Below are 23,790 nucleotides of genomic sequence, written 5' to 3' on the forward strand. Positions count from 1 at the left end.
TGATTTAATTGGAGAAAACGCTCCCACCCATTCCCGCGAAACGCTATTTCACCATCGGTGAAGTCAGTGATTTGTGCGGCGTCAAACCTCACGTGCTCCGTTATTGGGAGCAAGAGTTCACGCAACTACGCCCGATGAAAAGGCGTGGCAACCGCCGCTACTACCAGCACCATGAGGTGCTGATGATCCGCCGGATCCGTGATTTGCTCTATGACCAGGGCTTCACCATCAGCGGCGCACGCAACAAGCTTCAGGAAATCGTTCAGACCGAACGCGACAAGCGCCGTAATGGTGAAGTCATGCTTGACGGCGTAGAAGTGCTGGAAGGCGGTGAGTCCCTGCTGGAGGATTTTGAGGATTCCAGTGACCACTCGGACTTCGAAGACAGCGAGCCGGAGGGCGCGGATTTGCCCAGCGGCAGCGCGGCTCAGCAACGACTGCAATTGGTACGGCGCGAGTTGTTTGAAATTCGTGATCTCCTCAGCGCCGGGCACTGAGAAGCATTTTCGGCACGCTATAATAAAAGGCTTGTCGGTGTGTGGCGCAGCCTGGTAGCGCACTTGCATGGGGTGCAAGGGGTCGAAGGTTCGAATCCTTTCACACCGACCATAAAACCAACAGATAGCCGGTTAGCTAACGCTAACCGGCTTTTTTGTTTGGATCGAATATTTGTTGAAGTATCCGGTCGGCTGTCTTTGAGATCGACGTCAGAGGATTGCCCGTCGATTAGCTCGACGCAATTGTGTCTGGGGAAAACGCGATGGCAAGTCGCAAGCGCCTGCGTATCAGGCCGGAACAATGCTGGGGATCTGCGTGGCCGGCGGGGTGTTACGGCTGCGGCCGCAGCGAACCAGGCCGTCAATCATCACCATGCCAACGCCGGGAATATCCCCGCGTTGCACACTGTCCAGCAGGTTGAGCCCCGCTGAGTGCTGGGCTTTGTCCATGAAGACCAGATCAGCATCACGGCCTGTTTCTATCAAACCGCAATTGAGTTTGCGAATGCGCGCGGTGTTACCCGTGGCAAAGCAAAAAACCAGCTCCGCCGGGATATTGCCCAGGCTGGAAAGGAGGGCGATAAGGCGCAGCACACCCAGCGGCTGGACACCGGACCCGGCCGGCCCGTCGGTACCCAGGATGACGCGATGCGGGCACTTGAGCTGCAGCGCCGCCTGCGCGGCTGCAATTGCGACTTTTTCATTGCCGTTATGGACAATTTCAATGGCGCGCGATGATTTCTCACAGAGTTCGCAAACATGTGCTTCCGACAGTGCCGTATGACCGCCATTGATATGGCCGATGACATCGGCGTCTGCTTCCAGTACCACGTCCTTGTCAATCAGGCCTGAGCCGGGAATGGAAGGGCCACCGGTGTGAATGGTGCTCTGGATGCCGTATTTCCTCGCCCAACCCACCATCTCTTTGGCTTCGTAGCCCGCCTTGACTGAACCCAGGCCCACCTCGCCGAGCAAGGTTACGCCGGCGTCGGCAAGGTCCTTGAAATCTTGTTCGGTCATCCCTTTTTCGATGATGGGTGCACCGGCAAGTACCTTGACGCCGCCTGGGCGGAAGTTGTCGAATGCCCGTTGTGCGGTTATGGCCAGCGCCTTGAGGCCCACGATATCCTTGGGGCGCCCTGGCAGGTGAACCTCGCCGGCAGAAATCATGGTGGTGACGCCGCCGTGCATGGTGGAGTCAATCCAGCCGATCTGGTTCTGGCGCGGCGTCCAGTCGCCGAAAACCGGATGCACATGGCTGTCGATCAAACCGGGTGCCACGCAAGTCTGGTGCGCGTCAATCACGGTCTGCGCATGCGCCGTGTCACAGTCCTTGGCCTTTCCGATAGCTACGATGAGACCGTCGTTCACAACGATGGTGTCCGCGTCCAGGATAGGCTGGTCGATGTCTCCGGAGAGCAGCAGGCCAATGTTCCTGATGACGACCTTTCCTGATTTTCCGCTTGATGCCGCTTCTGCCATGGGTGGCCTTTCAAATGCGTGGGGTTGAGCTCAAGGATTCAGCATGACAGTGCGCAGCACGGTGCTGATGATGAAGGCCTGCCATTGCGCCAGCGCCTCAGGTGTTTGCAGGTCTTCGCCGAGGAAGGCTGACAGCGTGTGGCGGTTAGAGATATAGAAGTAGCCGGTGGCGGCAATCAGCAGGTAGACATTGCGGGCGGAGATGTCTGCCCGGAAAATTTTCTTGCGCACACCGCTTTCCAGCAGTTGCCGGATGATGGCGATGGCGGGAGACGAGTAATCCCGGGCGCGTTGCGATTTGGCAATGTGCTTGCCGCGGTGCAGGTTTTCCGTATTGAGCAGCGTGATGAACTCCGGATTTTTGCTGTAGTAGGACACCACGAAGCAAATCACGTCGGTCAGGGATTCCACGGGATGCTCGATGTCCAGCGACAACTCGAGCTCGGCGTCATTCATGCGGCGGTACATGTCTTCCAACACTTCGATGAACAAGCCTTCCTTGCTGCCGAAGTAGTAGTAAATCATGCGGTCGAATGACTTGGCCGACCTGGATATTTTCTCTACGCTCCCGCCGTCATACCCATAGCGCGCGAAGACGCGGGTGGCTGCCCGCAGGATGTTGTCGCGCGTGGTCTGCGCGGCTTGCTCCCGTACGCCGGGCCGCTTGGCAATCGTGCGTTTGGTTGTGGCAGTGCGCGGCTTGATGGTTTTGGCCGTCTTCGCTGTCATGTAGAGGTGTCCAGTCGCGGTTTATGCGTGATCAAGCGAAAAGGTGTGATGGATGGCTTCCCGGGGAAATGCAATGATTTGAAAGCAAGCGCTGGGCCATCTTCATTGTTCGGCAAAGGCGCGTTCGATCACGAAATCTCCCGGCTTGGACGTATTGCCTTCGATGAAGCCTTTGCCTTCGAGCATGTGTTTGAGGTCCTTGAGCATGGCGGGGCTGCCGCAGATCATCACACGGTCATGCGCCGGATCCAGTGCCGGCAACTGCAGGTCGGCCAACATCTTCCCGCTTTCGATCAGGTCGGTGACGCGACCCATGTTGCGGTAAGCCTCCCGCGTAACGGTAGGGTAGTACAGCAACTGCCTGGAGATCAGCTCACCGAGAAACTCATGTTGGGGCAAGTGATCCACAACCAGGTCGTGATAGGCCAGCTCGTCTGCCTGCCGCACGCCATGGACGAGCACTATCTGCTCAAACCGTTCGTAAGTCTCCGGGTCCCGGATGATGCTCATGAATGGCGCCAGGCCCGTGCCGGTCGAGAGCAGGTAAAGCCTTTTGCCCGGCAGCAGGTAATCAATTACCAGTGTGCCGGTTGGCTTGCGTCCAACGATGATTTTGTCGCCGACCTTGATGTGCTGCAGCCGTGACGTCAGGGGACCTTCCGCGACCTTGATGCTGAGGAATTCGAGATGCTCTTCATGATTGGGGCTCACGATGCTGTAGGCGCGCAGCAAAGGCTTGTCGTTGACCCTTAACCCGATCATGGTGAAGTGGCCGTTGCTAAAGCGCAGTGATGTGTCGCGTGTGGTGGTAAAGGTAAACAGGCGGTCAGTCCAGTGATGGACGGACAGCACAGTTTCTTCATTGAAAGCGCTCATGGTGTTATTCGGGAGTGATGGTTATGAATTGGAGAGGCTGCGTTGATGTCTCATGGTTTCATGATCTGCCGGCTTGTGAGCCGATCTTTCCATTGCGCGGTCTCGATAGGTATTTGCATGCCCTGGCCAAACGATGCCGCCACGGAGGCAATGTGCCACATTAATGTAGTGAACGCAACATTTAAATTCAGTGTGTACAACATTTTAAAATAAGTTTAAGACAGCCATGTAAATACTATTGCATGAGAAATCCGCATGCGCTACATTGAATCTCGTATGTAGTGAATGCAACATGTAAATTAAGTGAGCACTACATTGGTGAATTCGCCCCAAGATGGTGAGAGTGGCAGAAGGACGAGCACGATGACTGAACATACAAAGACGGACGGCTTGCCTGGCATGGATGCCTTGACGTTTCCGCTGGTTTTGGAAAAGGCCCGGCCGCGAAACGAGCGAATGAATAGCGAGAAAATCGAGTGCAATGCCTGCCCGGTTCTATGTCAGATATCCGAAGGGCGCAGCGGGGCCTGCGATCGCTATGCCAACCACGGCGGAACGCTTGTTCGGGTCGACCCGGTGTTGTTGTTGCGCCGTACGCTGTCCGTCGGAGGGACGCATATTGTGCCGTTTGCGGGGCGTACAGATGCAAGACTTCCCGCGCCAGAAGATCTGTCCGGTGGCACGGATGGCGCATCAGCGGTTCCATGGAGCGGTGATCTTCTACTGGCTGATGAAGTGTTTGTCACGGGTGTGGGTTCATCAACAACTTATCCCGACTACAAGCCGGCACCATTCATCGTTTCATCGAAAGCGGCCGGTGTTGATCTGGTCACTGTGGTCACGGAAGGAATTTTCAGCTATTGCAGCTTCAAGGTAAAAATTGACACTGACCGCTTCCTGGGTGCCGAGCAGGCCAATGTGCGCTGCAAGGGAGAGGTAATCGGGCATGTGACGACGGCCGAGTATGGCTCGCAGATGCTGTCCCTGGGTGGTGTGCATCACCTGACGGGAGGTAGCAAGAAAGAGGGCCGTGTCACGGTCGAAATGATGAAGGCGCTCGGCAACAAGCAGGCCGTGGAGTTTACGATTGACGGCGGTTCCCAGATACTGATTCAGGCTGGCCGTGCGCCTGTCGTGAATGGCGTTGAGGAAGAACGCATGCGCGTGGGTTGCGGGTCGGCTACGGTCGGAATTTTTGCGAAGCAGTTATTCGGCAAGCTTGACGAGGTGGTGGTGGTCGACGACCACATTACCGGTGTGCTGACCGAGCATCAGGCGGGGCGTTGTCTCGATATGCGCCCGTCAGGTATCCGGATGCGCGGACGAAAGTCCACGCCGGGGCGCTATTTCCAGGTGGCAAATCCTGGAACGGGCTGGGGTGGGACGGATATCGCCGATCCCCTGTCCATCATCGAGGCGTGGGACGGTAATGTCGCCTGGCCGGGCCTGCGCTTGTTGATGACGTCCACCACCGGTGAGCATGCAAGCTGGTATGTGCTCAATGAAGAGCTCGTTCCCGTGGAGCAAGAGATGCCGGCGGAAGTGCGCCATGTCGTTGAGCGTATCGGTGAAAACTGCGAGCCCTCGCTGGCGACGGTGCTCTTTCTTGCGGGAGCCGGTGGCAGCCTGCGGGCCGGTGTCACTGAAAATCCGGTTTTGCTGACGCGCGCCATCAAGAGTTCCCTGGTGAATGTGACCTGTGGCGGGGCTCCTGCCTACGTCTGGCCCGGTGGAGGGATCACCGTGATGGCCGATGTCATGCGCATGCCGGACAACAGTTTCGGAACCGTTCCCACGCCGGCCATCGTGGCTCCCATTGAATTCAGCATGAAGCTTGACGACTATCGCGCGCTGGGCGGGCACATGGACTATGTGCGCACGCTGGAGGATGTGTTGTGTCGCGGTGCCTGGCACAACGAGGGTGCACCTGTAGCTCTGGAATGGGCCAAGCTACCTTCCGCCAACCCCTGGCCTCTGGCGCGTTCTCCGTTATTGGGCTGAGGCACTTGCACATGAACTCTCAACGCTTGCAACTTCCCGACGGGCGCTGGCATTTCCAGCATGGTCCGATGGATATCATCATTGGCGCCCATGGAAGGCCGGCTGCGGTAGAGGACGCTCATGCCAAAGCGTGGGAGCGTTTCAGCGATATCCTCGGCGAGCTGGTCGGGGAACTTCCTCTCCTGCGGCAGCCTGTACGGGATGAGTGCCATCTGGAAGGGGTCATAGCCCGGCGCATGTGGAATGCGTGCCACCCTTACCGGCATGGCTTCATCACCCCGATGGCGGCCGTTGCCGGTGCAGTCGCGCAGGAGCTGGTCGCCTGTTATGCCAATGGCGGGATAGACCGCGCCTGGGTCAACAACGGCGGTGACATTGCCCTGCACTTGGCGCCAGCGCAATCTGTGCGGATCGGCCTGTATGCAGATCTGGCGCGCCTCGATGTGAACGAGGTATTGGCCGGCGTTCATACCGACGGGCAATTCGAGGTTTCCAGCGCGCTTCCTGTTCGCGGCGTCGCTACCAGCGGTTGGCGAGGGCGAAGCTTTTCTCTGGGTATTGCCGACAGCGTGACGGTCCTTGCGCGTACTGCCGCGCAAGCGGATGCTGCAGCCACCATGATTGCGAATGCGGTCGATGTTGCCGACGTGCGAATCAAACGCAGCAGAGCTTGTGACGTGAAGGACGACACCGACCTTGGCGAAATGCTGGTGACAATTGAGGTGCCGTTGCTGGAGGCGGAAACGGTTCGGCGCGCACTGCGCACCGGGCTTGAACGCGCACAGGCTCTGCAGGCGGCGGGATTGATCTGGTCGGCTGCGCTGGTTTGCCAAAACCAGCTGATGACCACCTCTGATAAAACGTCGCAACGATTGCAAAATCACAGTGCTGAAGTGCCGGCTGGTTCGGTATTTGCTTAATGAAATGAATGGACCTCACACCATGATTGAAATTCGGCGTATTTTTACGCACGTGGAGCAGATACGGCATGAATTCGGTCCGATAGCGCCGGTGCCTCTGCTTCGCGGGGCAGTTGGCGCGGTGCTGACCAACCCGTTTGCGGGGCGGTATGAGCCCGACCTCCTGCCGATGATGGACCAGCTTCAGCCCGTGGGTATCCAGATGGCTGAGCGTCTGCGCGCCGCAATGGCGGTGCCGGCCGAACATATTGAGGGTTACGGAAAAGGAGCGATTGTGGGCGCGGCAGGGGAACTGGAGCATGGTGCGCTCTGGCATGTGCCCGGCGGGTACGCGATGCGTGAGCTGCTTGGCTGGAAAGGTGATCGCAACGCTTATGCCCGTGGGCAGGCTGAGGAAAAAACCGGCCAACCCGGTAATGCCTTGTCCATCGTTCCTTCGACAAAAAAAGTGGGTGCGCCGGGTACGGCGCTGGATGTTCCTTTAACGCACGTCAATGCGAGTTATGTCCGTAGCCATTTCGACGCCATTGAGGTGCGTGTGCCAGGGGCTCCCTTGCCAGACGAAATCGTTTTCATCCTGGCCATGAGCACGGGCCCGCGCATTCACGCCCGGGTGGGTGGGCTGGCCGCCAGTGCCATCGCCAAATGGGATGGCTTGCGTTAAACCCGATGCGCCAGATATTTAGCAGTCACCGAGACAAGGAAAAACCATGACAGCCAGGATTCGAAAAATTGTTGTGCAAATCGACGAAACATACATCGAGATGGGAAAGGTCGTCGCTCCTCCGACGCGAAAGGCATTGGCGATGGCCGTGATCGAGAATCCTTTTTCCGGGGTGTACGCGGAAAAACTCGATGCGCTGATTGACATCGGCGAAGAGCTTGGCGGGCTGCTGGGGCAAAAGTGCGTGCAGGCCCTTGGCATTGCGCCGGGCCAGGCCCATAGTTACGGCAAGGCCGCCATCGTGGGTGAGGCAGGCGAGCTCGAGCATGCGGCAGCGATCCTGCATCCCAGACTGGGCGCCCCACTGCGCCTGGCGGTGGAAAAGGGTGCTGCTCTGGTGCCGTCAAGTAAAAAGCGCGGTGGCCTGGGTACTGCCATTGACGTGCCGCTGGGACACAAGGATGCCGCATTCGTGCGCAGCCACTTTGATGCCATGGAGGCGCGCATTGCCGATGCCCCCCGGGCCAACGAAATCGTGGTGGCTGTCGTCGTCACGGACAGCGGCCGCCCCCTGCCGCGCGTGGGGGGGCTTCAAATCCACGAAATCAAGGGGGAGGATGGGTTAAGGTAGCCCCGGCTGCCAACCTACTTATCACCAATGACTCACCATCGCCGTCTATCTGATCCACGACAACCAGGAGTATTTATGAAGCTGCACAACAAAATGCTGAGCACCGTCGCTTTCCTCGGACTGATGACCTCATTCGTGAACGCGCATGCGCAGGGCGTCATCAAGATAGGGGAAATAAACAGCTACAAGGCCCAGCCAGCTTTCCTGGAACCGTACAAGAAAGGCATGGAGCTGGCCGTTGAAGAAATCAATGCTGGTGGCGGCATCAACGGCAAGAAAGTCCAGCTGGTTATCCGCGACGACAACGCAAATCCGGGTGATGCGGTTCGTGCGGCCGAAGAGCTTGTCTCGCGCGAAAAAGTTGACGTGCTGACGGGCTCCTTCCTTTCCAATATCGGTCTGGCGCTGACCGATTTTGCCAAGCAGAAAAAGTTCTTCTTTCTGGCGGCTGAGCCTTTGACAGACAAAATCGTCTGGCAAAACGGCAATCGCTACACATTCCGCTTGCGGACCTCCACCTATATGCAGGTTGCCATGCTGGTCCCTGAAGCCGCCGCGATGAAGAAAAAGCGCTGGGCAGTGGTGTACCCCAATTATGAGTATGGGCAGTCCGCAGCCGCGACGTTCAAGACCTTGCTGAAGGCCGTACAGCCCGATGTGGAGTTCGTGGCCGAGCAGGCGCCTCCGTTGGGCAAAGTCGACTCTGGCAGTGTTGTGCAGGCCATGGCGGACGCCAAGCCGGATGCCATCTTCAATGTTCTTTTTGGTGCCGACCTCTCAAAGTTTGTTCGTGAAGGCAATACCCGCGGCCTGTTTCAGGGGCGTGAAGTCGTCAGCTTGTTGACGGGCGAACCCGAATATCTCGATCCGCTCAAGGAAGAAACGCCTAACGGCTGGGTGGTTACCGGCTATCCGTGGTACGGCATCCAGACTCCCGAACACAAGGCTTTCTTCCTTGCTTATCACAGTAAGTACAAAGACTATCCGCGCCTGGGTTCCGTGGTCGGCTATAGCGCCATCAAATCCCTGGCCGAAGGCATGAAAAAGGCGAAATCAACCGATACGGAAAAGCTGATTACCGCTTTCCGCGGCCTGAATGTGACGACACCTTTCGGCCCCGTGGTTTTTCGACCGGAAGACCACCAGTCCACCATGGGGGCCTATGTGGGCCGCACAAAAAATGAAGGCGGCAAGGGCGTGATGGTCGACTATCGATATATCGACGGTTCAAAAGTCCAGCCCAGCAACGCTGAAGTGAAAAAAATGCGCGCTGCCGACTAGACCGAGGCAAGTGCTGACGGCGGCAGGTGCCGCGCCTCGTGCATGCACCCATCGCGGTTTGCCGGCAGTTCCGGTGCCGCCGTCATGTTAATGGTGTGTCCGCTGTGCGCTGCTTGCCGGCCACGCTATCCCGCAGAAAAAAGGTTTGTTCATGAGCTTCTCAGGCTTTATCGTGCAGTTGCTTAATGGCCTGGCCGGCGCATCGTCGCTGTTTCTCGTGGCAGCTGGTTTGTCGTTGATCTTTGGTGTTACGCGGATTGTCAATTTTGCCCATGGATCTTTTTTCATGGTGGGTATCTACGTTGCCTATTCATTGGTCAGTGCTCTCGGCAATACCTTGGGTTTCTGGCCTGCTCTGTTGATGGCTGCTTTGGCTGTAGGTGTTCTCGGTGGCTTGGTCGAGGTCTTGTTGCTTCGCCGTATATATCGTGCACCGGAGCTATTCCAGCTGCTGGCAACGTTTGCCCTGGGCCTGGTGATCAAGGACGGCGTGCTCTGGTTTTGGGGTGCCGAAGAACTGCTTGGTCCCCGGGCGCCCGGTCTGACGGGCTCCGTGGCGATTCTCGGACGCCAGTTTCCTTCCTATGACATTTTTCTGATCGTCGCGGGACCTGTTGTCCTGGGCCTGCTCTGGCTTTTGCTCACTAAAACCCGATGGGGTACCCTGGTCCGGGCTGCTACCCAGGACCGCGAAATGGTCAGCGCGCTGGGTGTGAACCAGGCGTGGCTGTTCACAGCCGTTTTTGCATTGGGCGCACTTCTGGCGGGCCTTGGGGGCGCGCTTCAGCTACCGCGCGAGCCCGCCAACCTGGAAATGGACCTCAACATCATCGGCGCCGCGTTTGTGGTGGTGGTGGTCGGGGGCATGGGCTCCATCCCGGGTGCCTACGTAGCGGCACTGCTGATTGCCGAACTCAAGGCCATTTGCATCTGGCTGGGGCTGGTCGAAATTGCGGGCATTAGCATCTCTTTTTCCAAGCTGACCCTGGTGGTGGAGTTCGTCGTAATGGCGGTTGTCCTGGTGGCCCGTCCCTGGGGATTGTTCGGCAGGCCCCAGGCGCCCAGCCGGCATACAGGCATGGCTGAAGAACCGCTGCGCAGGCCGCACCGCTTGTATGCCTGGGGTTGTGCGGGCCTGCTGGCGGTACTGGCTTTGATGCCTGTGCTGGCGGCGCAGTCGCCTTACGTGACAGTGCTGCTGATTGATCTGCTGGTTGCCGTCCTGTTCGCTGTCAGCCTGCATTTCATCATGGGACCCGCGGGGATGCACTCGTTCGGGCATGCCGCCTACTTCGGCCTTGGGGCCTATGGTGCCGCGCTGCTGGTGCGCAGCCTGAACATGCCCATGGAGCTGGCGCTGGTCGTTGCACCCCTCGTGGCGGCCCTGGGCGCTTTTGTCTATGGCTGGTTCTGCGTCAGGTTGTCCGGTGTTTACCTCGCCATGCTGACGCTGGCCTTTGCGCAAATTACCTGGGCTATTTGTTATCAATGGGACGTGTTCACCGGCGGCAGCAACGGATTGACCGGCGTATGGCCCTCTGAGTGGCTGGCGGACAAACGTATTTATTACTACCTCACCCTTGTCTTGGTGGCCGGGGGCGTCTTGCTGATGCACCGGATGCTGTATTCGCCGTTTGGCTATGGCATGCGTGCGGCACGCGACTCGGTGCTGCGCTCTGATGCCATCGGCATGAATGTCAAACGTCTGCAATGGGCCGCGTTTGTGATTGCGGGTTCTTTTGCGGGGCTGGCTGGCGCGCTTTATGCCTTTTCAAAAGGCAGCATCTCGCCTGAAAGCCTGCACGTCAGCAAGTCGATCGACGGTCTGGTGATGGTTTTGCTGGGGGGTATCCAGACGCTTTTGGGACCTGTCGTGGGGGCCGTCACGTTCACATGGCTGCACGATACCGTGGCGCGCAATACCGACTATTGGCGCGCCATGCTGGGCGCCATCATCCTGGTTCTTGTGCTGCTGTTTCCCCAGGGGATTGCAGGCTTTGCCAAACAGCTGCTGGCCAGTCGCCGCAGTGCGGGAGAGAAGTCATGAGCTTGCTGAAGGTGTCAGGACTGGGTAAATCGTTCGGTGGTGTCAGGGCTGTCGATGGTGTGAACTTTGAGCTGGCGGCGGGTGAACTGCTGGCTTTGATCGGACCCAATGGTGCCGGGAAGTCAACCACGTTCAATATGGTCAACGGTCAGCTGCGCGCAGATACAGGCTCCATCCAGCTGGACTCGCAGGAGCTGATCGGCCTGGCTCCCCGTGAAATCTGGCGGCGCGGTGTCAGTCGGACATTCCAGATCGCCGAAACCTTTTCTTCACTCACGGTCGTGGAGAACGTCCAGATGACCTTGCTGTCCGCAGACCATCGGCTTTTTTCCATGTGGCGCCGTGCCGCAGATTACAAGCGCGACGAGGCCATGGCGCTGCTTGAGCAGGTCAACATGAAGCCGCAGGCTGACCGCCCTTGCAGCGTGCTGGCATATGGAGATGTCAAGCGTGTGGAATTGGCCATGGCCATGGCCAACAACCCCAAGTTGCTGCTCATGGATGAGCCGACAGCCGGTATGGCTCCCAGGGAGCGAAACGACTTGATGGCGCTGACCAAACAACTGGTCATTGACCGGGGCATGGCGGTGCTTTTTACCGAGCACAGCATGGACGTGGTGTTTGCCTATGCTGACCGCATGATCGTGCTGGCGCGTGGCCGGTTGATTGCGGAAGGCAAGCCGCAGGATATCCGCGACCACCCCAAAGTCCAGGAAGTCTATTTCGGCAGTGGCAAGACCTTCGAGAAAAAAGCCATTGAAAAGGAAACTGCGTGATGGGCAACGGCAACGAGATACTGCTGGAGGCGAAAGACCTGTCGGCCTGGTATGGCGCGGCGCAAATACTGTTTGGCGTCAACCTGGCTGTCAGGCGCGGCGAAGTCGTTGCCCTGATGGGGCGCAATGGCGCCGGCAAATCGACCACCCTGAAGACGCTGATCGGGATGCTCGACAAGCGCCGCGGCAGCGTGGCTTTTCTTGGCAAGGATATCTCCAGCAGTGAACCACACCATGCGGCTCGCATGGGCCTGGGCTTTGTGCCGGAAGACCGGCGAATCTTCACCGACCTGACAGTGACCGAGAACCTGGAAGTAGGGCGGCAGGCGCCGCGCCGCTGGCCCGACGGCAGTGAGGCGCCCTTGTGGACGCCGGAACGCCTCTTCAAGCTGTTTCCCAACCTGGGTGAGATGCCCACGCGTCCCGGCGGCCGCATGAGTGGTGGCGAGCAGCAAATGCTGACAGTGGCCAGGACCTTGATGGGCAATCCCTATCTGGTTCTGCTTGACGAACCCTCCGAAGGCGTAGCGCCCGTCATTGTGGAGCAAATGGCCAACATGATCCTGGAGCTGAAGGCCCACGGTGTCAGCATTCTGCTGTCCGAGCAAAACATGCATTTCGCCGAATTGGTTTCCGACAGGGCGTATGTATTGGAGAAAGGGCAAATCCGCTTTGAAGGATCCATGGCGGATCTGGCTGCCAATGAAGAAGTGCGCCGTGCCTATCTCAGTGTGTAGGCCGTATCTCATCGATGTTGAGAAATCACCACGCGAGCCCGCACCGGTTCGGTAAATATGGGTTTCATCGTCACACTGTCCGTTAACCAGCTGGAGCGTACGCTGCCTGTTGCGGAGCAGGCCAGCCTGCTGACCGTGCTGCGTAACGATTTCGCGCTGAATGGCCCGAAATATGGCTGCGGTTTGGGCGAGTGTGGCGCATGCACCGTGCTGGTCGATGGCGTGGCGGCACGCGCTTGCGTTATTCCGGCATGTGGCGTGGCAGGCCGCGAAATCACCACCCTTGAGGGTTTGGGTACGCCGGCGGCCCTTCACCCGGTCCAACAGGCGTTTATCGAAGAGCAGGCCGCCCAGTGCGGCTACTGCCTGAACGGCATGATCCTGATGACTGTCGCATTGCTGGCGCGAAACCCCGCACCGGGCGAGGACGACATACGTCGCGAGCTGTCCGGCAATCTCTGCCGCTGCGGCACGCACCTGGAGATCGTGAGGGCTGTATTGCGTGCGGCAGAGCTGACGCGCCAAAGCCTTGCCCGGGGTAACTCGCCATGACGCGTCGCGCCGATGCGCCCCTGACACGCGCCGATTTTCATGCGGCCAGCGGCGTCTTGCTGGTGAGCCGCGAGCCGCCGCCGGCGCCTCCACCCGCCCGTGGCCAACCTGCATTGGTCAGCGCCAATCCGCAAGAGGGCGTTGAAATACTGGTTGCCGTGTGGGATGACGGCAGCGTGACGGCCCTGAACGGCCATGTCGATCTAGGCACCGGTATCCGGACGGCCCTGGCGCAGATCGTGGCTGAAGAGCTCGACGTTGCGCTCGGGCAGGTCAACATGGTTCTTGGGGACACGACGCGTGCGCCCAATCAGGGGGCCACGATTGCCAGCGCGTCCATCCAGGTTCATGCCGTCCCTTTGCGGGCCGCGGCGGCGCAGGCACGCGCGTGGCTGGTGATGCGCGCAGCGGGCGTACTGCAGGTGGATCCTTCCCTCCTCGCCGTGCGAGATGGCGTTGTTTCGGTGGCAGGGCAGGAAGATAAATCGGTGACGTATGGCGCGTTGCTGGCCAATGAGCATGTACATCTCTCGCTGGTGCAGGGCACCCCTGTCAAGGATGCTGCCGACTACCGCCTGGTGGGGACCAGCGCGGCACGCCTGGATATCCCGGCCAAGGCCACCGGGGCACTGACATTTGTGCACGACATGCGCGTACCCGGCATGCTGCACGGCCGCGTCGTGCGCCCGCCCTATGCCGGGGCTGACCACGGCGACTTCATCGGCAATACGCTGGAATCGGTGGACGAATCATCGATTTCCCACATTCCGGGCATTCGCGCGGTGGTGGTGATCCGCGACTTTGTCGGCATCGTTGCAGAGCGGGAAGAGCAGGCCGAACAGGCGCTGCGTGAATTGCGTGTCAGCTGGAAGCCGTGGCCCGGTCTCGCCAGTCTGGGCGACCTTGAGCAGGCGATCCGCAACAACCCGGCCACGCAGCGCAGGCTTGTCGACGACGGCAACGTGGACACCGCGATGGCAAGCGCGGCACAAGCCCTGGCGCGCAACTACGTCTGGCCCTATCAAATGCACGGCTCCCTCGGGCCTTCGTGTGCCGTGGCCGATTGGCAGCAGGAGCGCCTGACGGTATGGGCAGGAACCCAAAACCCCCACGTGCTGCGGGCTGACCTGTCGCGCCTGACCGGCCTTGCCGACGTCGCCATCGACGTGATCCGCATGGAGGCGGCGGGCTGCTACGGGCGAAACTGCGCTGACGATGTGGCGGCAGATGCCGCGCTGCTTTCGCGTGCTGTGGGCAGCCCTGTCCGTGTGCAGCTGACGCGTGAGCAGGAACATGCCTGGGAACCCAAAGGCGCAGCCCAGCTCATGCAGGTGAACGGTGGGCTCAATGCCGACGGGTCGGTCGCGGCATATGACTTTCAAACGTCTTATCCTTCGAATGGCGCGCCCACGCTGGCATTGTTGCTCACCCGCACCATCGAACCGGTCGCGCAGTCCTATGAAATGGGCGATCGAACCGCCCGGCCACCCTACGAATACGCCAACATGCGCATCGCCGTCAATGACATGGCGCCGCTATTGCGTGCGTCATGGCTGCGCGGTGTCTCGGCGCTGCCCAATTCATTCGCGCATGAGTCCTACATCGACGAACTGGCAACAGCAGCGGGTGTCGATCCGGTGGAGTTTCGGCTGCGGTACCTGAAGGAGCCGCGCGCCGCCGAGCTGGTGCGTGCCACGGCCGAGCGCGCCGGCTGGATGGCGCATACGACGCCGCAGCAGCAGCCTACAGCGCCTGGTGATCCACAGGACGTCGTGCGCGGCCAGGGCTTTGCGTATGCCCGCTACATGCACAGCAAATGGCCGGGGTTCGGGGCGGCGTGGGCGGCCTGGGTGGCTGACGTCGAAGTGAATCGCAAGACGGGCGAGGTGCATGTCCGGCGCGTCGTGGTAGGGCATGACGCCGGCACGCTGATCAACCCCGCCGGGGTTCAGCACCAGATCCATGGCAACGTGGTGCAGACGACCAGCCGTGCACTCACGGAACAGGTCACGGTGTCACCCCAAACAAATCAGGTGACCAGCCTGGAGTGGGGAAGCTACCCCATCCTCAACTTCAGGGACGTGCCGGTGATTGAGGTCGTGACCATGGCGCGCCCCGGTGAGCCACCGCTTGGCGCCGGAGAGTCGTCTTCGGTGCCGGGTACGGCAGCCATCGCCAACGCCATTTTTGATGCCACCGGCGTGCGCTTTCGCCAGCCGCCTTTTACGCCGGAAGTGGTGCGTGCCGCGCTCAATCCCGGGCTGGCACCCGAGCCGGACATCCCAACAGCTCCAGCTCGGTTGCCCAATCCCGTACCTGAGGGCGCGGCATGGCCGAAAGGCGTGGCCTGGTGGTCACGCGCAGGCGCCTTGCTCGCGGGGGTTGTGGGCATCGTGTGGGCGCTGGCAGGTGGCCGGTCGGTCATCGCTCCGGTGGTGCAAAGCGGCACATCCGTTTACACCGCCGCAACGCTGGAACGCGGCCGGCAGCTCGCGGCCTCGGGCGATTGTGTGGTGTGCCATACAGCACCCGGCGGTATACCCAATGCCGGCGGCAGGGCCATGGATACGCCTTTCGGAAAGATTGTCACCACCAACCTCACACCCGATGCGGACACCGGCATAGGCTTGTGGTCCTTCAGCGCCTTCCAGCGCGCCATGCGTGAAGGAATTTCCCGCGATGGCCGCTATTTGTATCCCGCGTTTCCCTATACCGCGTTCGCCAAAACCAGCGATGAAGACCTGACCGCGCTGTATGCCTACCTGATGGCCCAGCCCCCCGTGCGATCGGAACCACCGGCCACGCGGCTGACCTTCCCGTTCAGCGTGCGGCCGTTGATGGCCGGGTGGAACGCGCTGTTTCATGAGCCGGCGCCTTACCGTGCCGACCCGGCGCAGACTGCCGAATGGAATCGTGGCGCCTACCTGGTCAACGGTCTGGGCCATTGCGGCGCCTGCCATACGCCGCGCAACGCCGCAGGCGCCGAGCGCAGCGGAAAGGCCTTTTTAAGCGGAGCCGTGGTGGATGGCTGGGACGCTCCAGCGCTGACTGCACTCTCGCGTGCGCCCGTACCCTGGAATGCTGCGGAGCTGTACCGCTACCTGCGTAGCGGCTACTCACCGCAGCACGGCATTGCCGCGGGTCCGATGGCACCAGTGATCAAGGAGTTGGCCGCCTTGCCTGAAGAAGATATTCGTGCGATGGCGACTTATCTCGTGTCTTTTAATGAGCCAACTACGGAAGCTGAAAGCGTCCAGCGCACCGGGCAGATCGTCTTGTCCACCCGGCAATCGGCTGTCAGCTTGCCGGGCCCTGGCCAGCGCCTGTTCAGTGGCGCTTGCGCATCGTGCCATCACGACGGCGACGGCCCGCGACTGCTGGGGGTGAACGTGCCGCTGGCCCTTAACAGCAAGCTGCACAGCGAGCGGCCCGACAATCTGGTGCAGGTGATCCTTGAGGGAATTCAGTCACCGGCGAGCAAAGACATCGGGTTCATGCCGGCTTTTCGTCACAGCCTGGATGATGCCCAGGTTGCCGCGCTGGTGGCTTATATGCGCGGACGCTATGCACCCTCGGAACCGGCCTGGCAGGATTTGCCGGCAACCGTTTCACGCCTCCGCGCTACGCCGGGCCAGCACTGAATCTTTTCAATCAGGCGAAGGCCGCACGGCCTGCGTCGCCCTGACAAGCGCCGCGCGCGCCAGCAGGCGTGTGGAGTCCAGAGTCGGCAGGGGCGAGTTTGAATCGCTCATGATCAGGGGGATTTCCGTGCAGCCCAGGACGACTGCGTCGCAGCCGTCGCTTTTCATCCGCTCGATGACTTTCTGGAAATATGCGATCGCTTCGGGCTTGAAGACACCGTACACCAGCTCGTCCATGATGATGCGGTTGATTTCGTCGCGCTCCGCGCTGTCTGGACGCAAGTATTGCAGCCCGCGGGCCGCGAGCTTGTCGGGGTAGACCTCACTGTCGACGAGCCATCGCGTGCCGGTGATGCCGATGCACCGGAACCCGCGCCTGACCGCTTCTTCGGCAACGACTTCCGCAATATGAAGCCAGGGCAAGGGGGATCGCTCCTGCACGTAAGCAAAAGCCTGATGGATGGTGTTGTCCGGGCAGATAAGAAAGTCAGCTCCGGTTTTTGCGAGCTTGTGCGCGGAAGCGAGCATGATGTCGCCCACGCCATTCCAGTCATTGCGGTAAATGCACGCCATGTAATCTGAAAGCGACGGCGTATGCATCGACACTTCAGGATGGGCATGCGGCCCCATGGCCTTGGCGCCTTCCACACAGATGGTTTGATAACAAAGCGCAGCGCCTTCGGCAGAGCAGCCGACGATACCGATGTGTTGGGGCATGACCTGTCTTCCTTATTTGCTACGCGGGCTCTGGTACCGGGTCGGCAGCAGGCGAGGTGGCCGGGTGCGGTGTGACTTCTCCCTCGGCGAGTTCCCCGCCCAACGCCTCCAGCATGTCCGGAATCAGCGAAGACAGCTCGCCGGTGATGATGGCTGCATCGCTGTCAAAGCCGTCGTCGTCCTTTCCGCTTTCCTGAACGCCGTCCAGCACCACATCGAGCAGCTTGAGTTTTTTCAGCTGCGCGGTTTCCGTCAGCACAAAAGACACGCGCTCGTTCCACGTCATCGCCAGCTGCGTCGGCAACTTGCCGGCGGCAATGTGCTGGGCCACTTCCTCGATCTCCAGCGTGTGGCGCGAGTAGCGCACCGTGGATTTCTGGTCGTCCGGCGTCTTGAGCTCGCAGTCGCGGTCTACCGTGAAGTTATATGGCGCTTCGCGCGTCGACAGCCAGTGCGACATGGCGGCAGCGGCCGACATCTGCGTCTGGATGGGGCTGGCCTTCAGGCCGGGCAGGGCGCCCGGCACCTCGCTCAACGCTTCCACGAGATAACTCACGATCTTGTCGGCGCCCGTGAGGTTGCCGGAGTCAACCACCAGGAATTTGTTGACGACGTCGATCCAGAGCGTGGTGGTCGAGCGCTTGGTGAAGGCGCGCGGCAACAGGTCCAGCATGACTTCCTGCTTGAACTCCTTCTTGATCTTGGCGCCCACGCGTTCGCGGCCGGTTTCTTCCTTGTATTTTTCGATGCGTTCTTCCACCGCGGCCTTGATGGCGGACGATGGCACAGGGCGGCGCTCGGTGCAGAGCCGGGCGATCAGCTGGCGGCCCACGCTTTCGAGCAGGACGGTGCTTTTGTTGCCGCGCGGTGGCACCCAGCCACTGGATTCAGGCTCTGTTGCGCCGCAGGGAACGAAACGGTGGGACTGGAAAATTTCTTCAAGCGCTTCCAGCGGAGGAAGCACAAAATCGTCGGCAATGCGGAAAAAGATTGCGGTGTTGAACATGAAATCCGGGGAAGAGGTTAAAAAAAGAGACTGCCGGAAGGCCGATGAGGGGGCGGAAAATCCGCGGTGAGAACCAGCCGGATACAGAGAAATTCTACCGGGCGTCCTGCCTGCAGAATGTAACGGCCGGCACGGGCTTGAAGGCCTTCATTCAATATCAAACGAATGGATGCCGTAGGCACCCTTGCGGCGGTCTTCGAAGTACTGCTCCAGCGTCTGCTTGACCGTCTTGAAGGCAATTTCGTCCCAGGGAATTTCGGCCTCAGTGAACAGTTTGGCCTCCATGGTCTCATGGCCTGGATTGAATTCGGTGCTCAAAAGCCGAGCCCGGTAATACATGTGCACCTGCCCGACGCGCACCACGTTCATGACCGTAAAAAGGCCCAGCATCTCATATTGGGCGCCGGCTTCTTCATCCGTTTCACGGGCTGCGCCCTGCGAGGTGGTTTCGCCCAACTCCATGAAGCCGGCAGGCAATGTCCACTTGCCCCGACGCGGCTCGATATTGCGTTTGCAGAGCAGCACTTGCGCGCCGTCCTCGCCCCAGCTGGGCACGGTGCCAACGACATTGAGCGGGTTTTCGTAATGGACCGTATTGCAGGCCGGGCAGACGGCCCGCTCTTTTGTGTCGCCGTCGTCCGGCAAGCGATAAGCCACGGCGGTGCCGCAGACGCGGCAGTGGTTCAGGGGCGGTCGTTGCATCAGATGAGTGTAGCGGCTTTGCGCCGGCCGAGGCCTGCCGAGGCGCACGGCAGGCTTGCTGCCGTGCTATCAAAAAAGTAGCTACTCGCGCCCGTTTTTATTGGGCTTAACGCGTATTTCGTTTGTTTTCTTATTTCAGCGACGAGTAATTCACCGGTACCCAGGTGTAAGCCTTGCCCGCGCCCTTGCGCACATGGCCAAGGCCGGGGAAGGCAATATGCGCCGCGCCGACCAGGTAACCATTTTTGGCGGCATCGGCGTAGGCCTTGGCGCGTTCCTTGGCGGCCGGTGGGGACTCGGAGTCAAACTTGATGGTGACCTCCGGGTTGTCGAACTGGACTGCCGCCACATGCATCAGGTCGCCCCACAGCATCAGCTTCTCCCCTTTGCTTTCCACCACATACACGCTGTGGCCGGCCGTGTGGCCGTGGGTGGGCTGCGCCTTCACGCCGGGCACGAGCTCGGTGGCGCCTTCAAAGGTCTTGAGCTTGCCGGCCGTTGCGTAGGGCTTGATGGACGCCATGGCACCCTGGAAAAAGCCCTGGGATTCTTTGGGCGCTGCGTTCATTTTGGCTTCATCCAGCCAGAAATCGGCGTCCGCCTTGTCCACACGCACCACGGCATTCGGAAACGCCATGGCGCCGTTCACCACGAGGCCGCCCACGTGGTCGGGGTGCATGTGGGTGATATAGATCTCGTCGATCTGCTCGGGCTGGTAGCCGGCGGCTTTGAGGTTGGCCTGCAGGCTGCCCAGCGTCGGGCCGAAGAGGCCGGACGCACCCGTGTCGATCAGCACCAGCTTGCTGCCGGTGTTGATGAGGTAGGCATTGACTGAAGTCTCGACTGCGTCAGGTAAAAATGAACGCTTCAGTGCCGCGCCGACTTTCGCCGGCGTTGTGTTGGTGAGCAGGTCTTTCACGGGCAGCTTGACAGTGCCGTCCGACAGGGCTGTGACTTCAAAATCGCCCAGTGTGACGCGGTAGTAGCCGGGCGCCTGGGTCTTGACCATGGGGCCGGCCGCAAAAGCGGGCAGGGTGAAAGAAGCGCTCAGGCTTGAGGCCAGGATGGTGGCAGCCAGGGTTTTCAAAATGCGTGACATGAAAGAACTTCCTTGGGGTAAAGGGAATGATGAACCGGGCTCACCCGTCATACGGGGGCCGGGTGGATTCTTATGCAGACGCGCCATGAATGAAGCCGCAGTTGCAGTAACCCGGCTGTCGTGCAGGTTTTGCCTGAGGTGGCGCGCTATCAAATCAGGAGCTGGTTGCGCCCGTATTCATTGGGCTGAAGGCCGAAAAGGCACAAGAACATAGGTGAAGCATAAAAAAACCGGGCATAAGCCCGGTTTCGTGAATGCGCACCTAGCGCGGCCTGTTGATCAAGCCTTGGTCGTCTTGGTGTGCTTTTCAATCAGGGCGCGTGCCGTGTCCAGCAGTTTCTTGCCGTCAAAACCCTTCTTGTTCATGTCTTCCACCCACTCGACTTCCACCGTGCGTGATTTGCGGCGGAATTCCTGGGCTTCGGCCGCACTCACGGTGTAGATCGTGTTGCCGCGGTCACTGGCGGTCTTGCGGCCGGGAACGTCGTTGCCCTGCTGCACCTTGCCCAGCCAGGCCGAGGTGGCCATGCCGGAGTTGTTGTCGATGACCTTCTTGAGGTCGGGCGCGAGCGAGTTGTATTTCGCCTTGTTCATGGCCATCACAAAGGTGGTGGTGTAAAGGCTGCCGCCGGCGGGGTCGAACTCGGCATGGAACTTGGTGAGCTCGTTGACCTTGACCGAAGGCACCACTTCCCACGGAATCACGCAGCCGGTGATGGTGCCTTTGCTCAGCGCATCGGGGATTTGCGGTAGCGGCATGCCGACGGGCGTGGCGCCCAGCACGCCCATGAGCTTGGTGACCTGGCGGGTCGGCGCGCGCAGCTTGAGGCCGCGCATGTCGGCAATCGACTTGACGGGCTTGTCGACCGTGTGGATCACACCGGGGCCGTGCACCTGCAGTGCCAGCACCTGCGTATCCTTGAATTCATCGGGTGCAACGGTTTGCACGTATTCCCAAAACGCCTTGGAAGTCGCTTCGGCGTTGGACATCATGAAGGGCAGCTCAAACACCTCGATTCGCGGGAAGCGGCCGGCCGTGTTGCCAGGCAATGTCCACACCACGTCAACCACGCCGTCCTTGGCCTGGTCGTAGAGCTGCACCGGCGTGCCGCCCAGCTGCATGGCCGGATAGCCTTCAAACTTGATGCGGCCGCCGGATTCTTTTTCGACTTTTTCCATCCAGGGCTTGTGCATGGCCAGCCAGACATTGGACGAGGGCGACATGAAGGTATGGAACTTCAGTGTCACGGCCTGCTGGGCCAGGCCCGACAGCGCCGGTGCGCCCAAGGCTGCGGCGGCGCTGGTTTTGAGAAGGGTTCGTCGTTGAATCATGCATGTCTCCTGTAAACAATATGCCTAACTTAAGGCATGGGAGCGGGTTTGAGAAGCGGTGAAAGCCCTAGCCGCAGGCTTGCTAGCTGATGTATTTCACCAGCCACAGCGATATGCCGGGGAAAAGCAGCAGCAGGGTGGTGCGCAGGGTGTCGCTGATCAGGAAGGGCATGACGCCCTTGTAGCTTTCGCTGATAGGCACGTCTTTGGCCAGGCCATTGACCACATAGACGTTCAGGCCCACCGGCGGCGCCAGCATGCCAAAGCCGACGGTCATCAACACCATGATGCCGAACCAGATCGCGGTGGATTCCTTGGTCATGCCGAAGTCCAGGCCCATCACCATCGGGAAAAAGATAGGAATCGTCAGCAGCAGCATCGACAACTCGTCCATCACTGCCCCCAGCACCACGTAAAACAGCAGGATGGCCGTGACAACCATCAGTGGTGACAGTCCCCAGCCGCCGACCACGCCGGCGAGCTGGTTGGGTACCTGTGTCAGGGCCAGGGCGGAGTTCATCAGGTCGGCGCCTATAAAGATCAGGAAGATCATGGCCGAGCTTTCCGCCGTGGCATAAAAGCACAGCTTGAATTTGGCCCAGGTGATCTCGCGCTTGAGCAAGGCGGCTACGAAAGTGGCGGCGGCACCCACCGCGGCGCCTTCAGTCGGCGTGAACAGGCCGCCGTAAATGCCGCCGAAGACGATGATGAAGATGATGGCGATGGGCAGTATCCCCAGCGCGGAAGCCAGCGTCATCGGCGGCCTGTCGTTGTCTACTTCGGGCGCCTGTCCGGGCACCAGCCGTACATAGATGGCAATGGCCACCATGTAGCCGAACATCGCGATGATGCCCGGCACCATGGCTGCGGCAAACAGCTTGGCGATGTTCTGCTCCGTGAGGATGGCGTAAATCACCAGTGGCACCGAGGGCGGGATCAAAATGCCCAGCGTGCCGCCGGCTGCCAGCGTACCCGTGGCAAGGCGGCCCGAATAGCCGTGGCGCTTCATCTCGGGCAGCGCCACGCCGGTGATGGTGGCGGCCGTGGCCACCGAGGAGCCGCAGATGGCGCCGAAAGCCGCACAAGCCAGGATGGACGCCATGGCCAGACCGCCCTTGAACCGGCCCATCACACCTGCTGCGAACCCGAAGAGGGCGCGGCTGATGCCGCCCTGCGTTGCGAAATGTCCCATCAGGATGAAGAGCGGGATCACCGACAGGTCGTAGCTGGCAAAGCGCGCGAAGGCCTGAGTGTTGAGGAAGCTGGAAAACGGCCCCCAGCCGGTCTGCATCACGTAACCAATGGCGCCCGCGGTAAACATGGCGACCGCGATAGGCACACGCACGGCCATGAAGACCAGCATGATGCCGAAAATGACGAGAGCCAGGGTGATGGAGCTCATACGTGTGCCTCCAGCTCGTCCAGCGGATTGTGCGGCGCATGGGCGTCGCCGAAGCCGAACGCGGATTGGCACACACCGATCACGCAGGTCAGCACAAAAGGCGGGACCATGGCGGCATACACCGTCCATTCGGGAAAGCCCAGGATCTGGGTTTCAGAGTGCGTGTTGTACGAATTGAGGCCGCCCAGCACCGTGCGCCAGGCCAACAGGGCAAACACCAGGCCCAACAGCAACGCACCGAAACGGTCCAGCCTGTCGTTAGAGGTTTCGCCCAGTTTGGCGGTGAAGAAGTCGACGATGATGTTGCCGCGTTTGATCTGACAAAGGGGCATGAACAGCGCGATCGCGGCCCCCGTGACCACGCCGGTGAGTTCGAAGTCGCCGACGAGGGTAGCGCCCAGCAGGTTGCGGCCGATCAGGCTGGCGCAGGTCATGAGCGTGATCACCGTGAGCAGAACGCCCGCCAGCACAGCGCAGAATTTTGCAAGGGACTGCAGGATTTTCAAGAAGGCTCTCCAAAAAGCAGGTCTTGGCATTTGGGAGCTCCCAAAAACCGGGTAAGCCGATTATCAGAATTGAGGAGGCAAGCAGTCAGGCGGGTTACCCCGGGTAAAGCGGGGTATTTGCGCGGTGATTAAAGCAGCTGCGCGGTTATCGCGCAGCTGCCCCGCCGTGACATGCGCTTGCTAACCCCGTGT

The 23,790-nt window shown here is 60.2% G+C and carries 21 protein-coding genes and 1 tRNA gene; 12 read left to right on the top strand and 10 right to left on the bottom strand.

All coding sequences use genetic code 11. The features are described 5' to 3' along the window. The first annotated feature begins 8 nt into the window (after positions 1-8). Positions 9-497, top strand: a complete 489-nt coding sequence (locus AC1DU8_RS07380; protein ID WP_457280349.1) for a MerR family transcriptional regulator — start codon at positions 9-11, stop codon at positions 495-497. A 35-nt stretch (positions 498-532) separates the two neighbouring features. Continuing rightward, positions 533-609 (top strand) — tRNA-Pro (locus AC1DU8_RS07385). A 176-nt stretch (positions 610-785) separates the two neighbouring features. Here AC1DU8_RS07385 and AC1DU8_RS07390 read toward each other — a convergent pair. From AC1DU8_RS07390 to AC1DU8_RS07400, 3 genes are all read right to left on the bottom strand, one after another. After that, complete coding sequence (locus tag AC1DU8_RS07390; protein WP_457280350.1) at positions 786-1,979, bottom strand: amidohydrolase family protein; 1,194 nt, start codon at positions 1,977-1,979, stop codon at positions 786-788. A gap of 30 nt (positions 1,980-2,009) precedes the next feature. Next, the gene (locus AC1DU8_RS07395) at positions 2,010-2,708 is read right to left on the bottom strand and encodes a TetR family transcriptional regulator (protein WP_457280351.1); all 699 of its coding nucleotides are present in this window, start codon (positions 2,706-2,708) and stop codon (positions 2,010-2,012) included. A 102-nt stretch (positions 2,709-2,810) separates the two neighbouring features. Further along, positions 2,811-3,584, bottom strand: coding sequence for a ferredoxin--NADP reductase (locus AC1DU8_RS07400; protein ID WP_457280352.1), 774 nt, complete (start codon positions 3,582-3,584; stop codon positions 2,811-2,813). A 363-nt stretch (positions 3,585-3,947) separates the two neighbouring features. On the opposite strand from AC1DU8_RS07400, the gene AC1DU8_RS07405 reads away from it, so the two are divergent. The 10 genes from AC1DU8_RS07405 to AC1DU8_RS07450 all read left to right on the top strand — a co-directional run bounded on the left by AC1DU8_RS07405 (position 3,948) and on the right by AC1DU8_RS07450 (position 16,834). Then, complete coding sequence (locus AC1DU8_RS07405; RefSeq protein WP_457280353.1) at positions 3,948-5,585, top strand: 6-hydroxynicotinate reductase; 1,638 nt, start codon at positions 3,948-3,950, stop codon at positions 5,583-5,585. 11 nt (positions 5,586-5,596) lie between these two features. Further along, positions 5,597-6,505 carry a UPF0280 family protein gene (locus AC1DU8_RS07410; protein ID WP_457280354.1) on the top strand — a complete coding sequence of 303 codons (909 nt, stop codon included), beginning with the start codon at positions 5,597-5,599 and terminating at the stop codon, positions 6,503-6,505. A 22-nt stretch (positions 6,506-6,527) separates the two neighbouring features. Beyond that, positions 6,528-7,169 carry an amino acid synthesis family protein gene (locus tag AC1DU8_RS07415; protein WP_457280355.1) on the top strand — a complete coding sequence of 214 codons (642 nt, stop codon included), beginning with the start codon at positions 6,528-6,530 and terminating at the stop codon, positions 7,167-7,169. A 46-nt stretch (positions 7,170-7,215) separates the two neighbouring features. Beyond that, entirely contained in the window at positions 7,216-7,800 is a 585-nt protein-coding gene (locus AC1DU8_RS07420) for an amino acid synthesis family protein (protein ID WP_457280356.1), read from the top strand. A gap of 93 nt (positions 7,801-7,893) precedes the next feature. Beyond that, positions 7,894-9,081 carry an ABC transporter substrate-binding protein gene (locus tag AC1DU8_RS07425; RefSeq protein ID WP_457280969.1) on the top strand — a complete coding sequence of 396 codons (1,188 nt, stop codon included), beginning with the start codon at positions 7,894-7,896 and terminating at the stop codon, positions 9,079-9,081. A gap of 151 nt (positions 9,082-9,232) precedes the next feature. After that, positions 9,233-11,128: an ABC transporter permease gene (locus AC1DU8_RS07430; RefSeq protein WP_477665750.1), complete on the top strand. Its 1,896-nt coding sequence runs from the start codon at positions 9,233-9,235 to the stop codon at positions 11,126-11,128. Then, a complete protein-coding gene (locus tag AC1DU8_RS07435; protein ID WP_457280358.1) occupies positions 11,125-11,904 on the top strand; it encodes an ABC transporter ATP-binding protein in 780 nt (259 codons plus the stop codon). The genes AC1DU8_RS07430 and AC1DU8_RS07435 overlap by 4 nt, the downstream gene beginning before the upstream one ends. Further along, positions 11,904-12,641: an ABC transporter ATP-binding protein gene (locus AC1DU8_RS07440; RefSeq protein ID WP_457280359.1), complete on the top strand. Its 738-nt coding sequence runs from the start codon at positions 11,904-11,906 to the stop codon at positions 12,639-12,641. Before AC1DU8_RS07435 ends, AC1DU8_RS07440 begins: the two co-directional genes overlap by 1 nt. A 57-nt stretch (positions 12,642-12,698) precedes the next feature. Further along, positions 12,699-13,193, top strand: a complete 495-nt coding sequence (locus AC1DU8_RS07445; RefSeq protein WP_457280360.1) for a (2Fe-2S)-binding protein — start codon at positions 12,699-12,701, stop codon at positions 13,191-13,193. Then, a complete protein-coding gene (locus AC1DU8_RS07450) occupies positions 13,190-16,834 on the top strand; it encodes a molybdopterin cofactor-binding domain-containing protein (RefSeq protein WP_457280361.1) in 3,645 nt (1,214 codons plus the stop codon). Before AC1DU8_RS07445 ends, AC1DU8_RS07450 begins: the two co-directional genes overlap by 4 nt. Before the next feature lie 6 nt (positions 16,835-16,840). Here the strand turns inward: AC1DU8_RS07450 and AC1DU8_RS07455 are convergent, their stop codons facing one another. The 7 genes from AC1DU8_RS07455 to AC1DU8_RS07485 all read right to left on the bottom strand — a co-directional run bounded on the left by AC1DU8_RS07455 (position 16,841) and on the right by AC1DU8_RS07485 (position 23,598). Continuing rightward, a complete protein-coding gene (locus AC1DU8_RS07455) occupies positions 16,841-17,551 on the bottom strand; it encodes an aspartate/glutamate racemase family protein (RefSeq protein ID WP_457280362.1) in 711 nt (236 codons plus the stop codon). Between the two features lie 19 nt (positions 17,552-17,570). Further along, positions 17,571-18,557 carry a recombination-associated protein RdgC gene (locus AC1DU8_RS07460; RefSeq protein ID WP_457280363.1) on the bottom strand — a complete coding sequence of 329 codons (987 nt, stop codon included), beginning with the start codon at positions 18,555-18,557 and terminating at the stop codon, positions 17,571-17,573. Positions 18,558-18,704: 147 nt separating this feature from the next. Further along, positions 18,705-19,259, bottom strand: a complete 555-nt coding sequence (locus tag AC1DU8_RS07465) for an NUDIX hydrolase (RefSeq protein ID WP_457280364.1) — start codon at positions 19,257-19,259, stop codon at positions 18,705-18,707. 130 nt (positions 19,260-19,389) lie between these two features. Next, the gene (locus tag AC1DU8_RS07470) at positions 19,390-20,358 is read right to left on the bottom strand and encodes an MBL fold metallo-hydrolase (RefSeq protein WP_457280365.1); all 969 of its coding nucleotides are present in this window, start codon (positions 20,356-20,358) and stop codon (positions 19,390-19,392) included. 279 nt (positions 20,359-20,637) lie between these two features. Next, the gene (locus AC1DU8_RS07475; protein WP_457280366.1) at positions 20,638-21,690 is read right to left on the bottom strand and encodes a TRAP transporter substrate-binding protein; all 1,053 of its coding nucleotides are present in this window, start codon (positions 21,688-21,690) and stop codon (positions 20,638-20,640) included. Between the two features lie 82 nt (positions 21,691-21,772). Then, positions 21,773-23,092: a TRAP transporter large permease gene (locus tag AC1DU8_RS07480; RefSeq protein ID WP_457280367.1), complete on the bottom strand. Its 1,320-nt coding sequence runs from the start codon at positions 23,090-23,092 to the stop codon at positions 21,773-21,775. Next, complete coding sequence (locus tag AC1DU8_RS07485; RefSeq protein ID WP_457280368.1) at positions 23,089-23,598, bottom strand: TRAP transporter small permease; 510 nt, start codon at positions 23,596-23,598, stop codon at positions 23,089-23,091. Before AC1DU8_RS07485 ends, AC1DU8_RS07480 begins: the two co-directional genes overlap by 4 nt. Positions 23,599-23,790: the final 192 nt, after the last annotated feature.

This window comes from Polaromonas sp. P3_A5 (genome assembly GCF_056403055.1).

Excerpts from the sequence above, each read along its gene's own strand:
- AC1DU8_RS07460 (WP_457280363.1), bottom strand. The coding sequence starts at position 18,557 with ATGTTCAACACCGCAATCTTTTTCCGCATTGCCGACGATTTTGTGCTT.
- AC1DU8_RS07480 (WP_457280367.1), bottom strand. The coding sequence starts at position 23,092 with ATGAGCTCCATCACCCTGGCTCTCGTCATTTTCGGCATCATGCTGGTC.
- AC1DU8_RS07425 (WP_457280969.1), top strand. The coding sequence starts at position 7,894 with ATGCTGAGCACCGTCGCTTTCCTCGGACTGATGACCTCATTCGTGAAC.
- AC1DU8_RS07395 (WP_457280351.1), bottom strand. The coding sequence starts at position 2,708 with ATGACAGCGAAGACGGCCAAAACCATCAAGCCGCGCACTGCCACAACC.
- AC1DU8_RS07410 (WP_457280354.1), top strand. The coding sequence starts at position 5,597 with ATGAACTCTCAACGCTTGCAACTTCCCGACGGGCGCTGGCATTTCCAG.
- AC1DU8_RS07415 (WP_457280355.1), top strand. The coding sequence starts at position 6,528 with ATGATTGAAATTCGGCGTATTTTTACGCACGTGGAGCAGATACGGCAT.
- AC1DU8_RS07405 (WP_457280353.1), top strand. The coding sequence starts at position 3,948 with ATGACTGAACATACAAAGACGGACGGCTTGCCTGGCATGGATGCCTTG.
- AC1DU8_RS07450 (WP_457280361.1), top strand. The coding sequence starts at position 13,190 with ATGACGCGTCGCGCCGATGCGCCCCTGACACGCGCCGATTTTCATGCG.
- AC1DU8_RS07470 (WP_457280365.1), bottom strand. The coding sequence starts at position 20,358 with ATGTCACGCATTTTGAAAACCCTGGCTGCCACCATCCTGGCCTCAAGC.
- AC1DU8_RS07390 (WP_457280350.1), bottom strand. The coding sequence starts at position 1,979 with ATGGCAGAAGCGGCATCAAGCGGAAAATCAGGAAAGGTCGTCATCAGG.
- AC1DU8_RS07435 (WP_457280358.1), top strand. The coding sequence starts at position 11,125 with ATGAGCTTGCTGAAGGTGTCAGGACTGGGTAAATCGTTCGGTGGTGTC.
- AC1DU8_RS07475 (WP_457280366.1), bottom strand. The coding sequence starts at position 21,690 with ATGATTCAACGACGAACCCTTCTCAAAACCAGCGCCGCCGCAGCCTTG.
- AC1DU8_RS07430 (WP_477665750.1), top strand. The coding sequence starts at position 9,233 with ATGAGCTTCTCAGGCTTTATCGTGCAGTTGCTTAATGGCCTGGCCGGC.
- AC1DU8_RS07465 (WP_457280364.1), bottom strand. The coding sequence starts at position 19,259 with ATGCAACGACCGCCCCTGAACCACTGCCGCGTCTGCGGCACCGCCGTG.
- AC1DU8_RS07420 (WP_457280356.1), top strand. The coding sequence starts at position 7,216 with ATGACAGCCAGGATTCGAAAAATTGTTGTGCAAATCGACGAAACATAC.
- AC1DU8_RS07455 (WP_457280362.1), bottom strand. The coding sequence starts at position 17,551 with ATGCCCCAACACATCGGTATCGTCGGCTGCTCTGCCGAAGGCGCTGCG.
- AC1DU8_RS07440 (WP_457280359.1), top strand. The coding sequence starts at position 11,904 with ATGGGCAACGGCAACGAGATACTGCTGGAGGCGAAAGACCTGTCGGCC.
- AC1DU8_RS07445 (WP_457280360.1), top strand. The coding sequence starts at position 12,699 with ATGGGTTTCATCGTCACACTGTCCGTTAACCAGCTGGAGCGTACGCTG.
- AC1DU8_RS07400 (WP_457280352.1), bottom strand. The coding sequence starts at position 3,584 with ATGAGCGCTTTCAATGAAGAAACTGTGCTGTCCGTCCATCACTGGACT.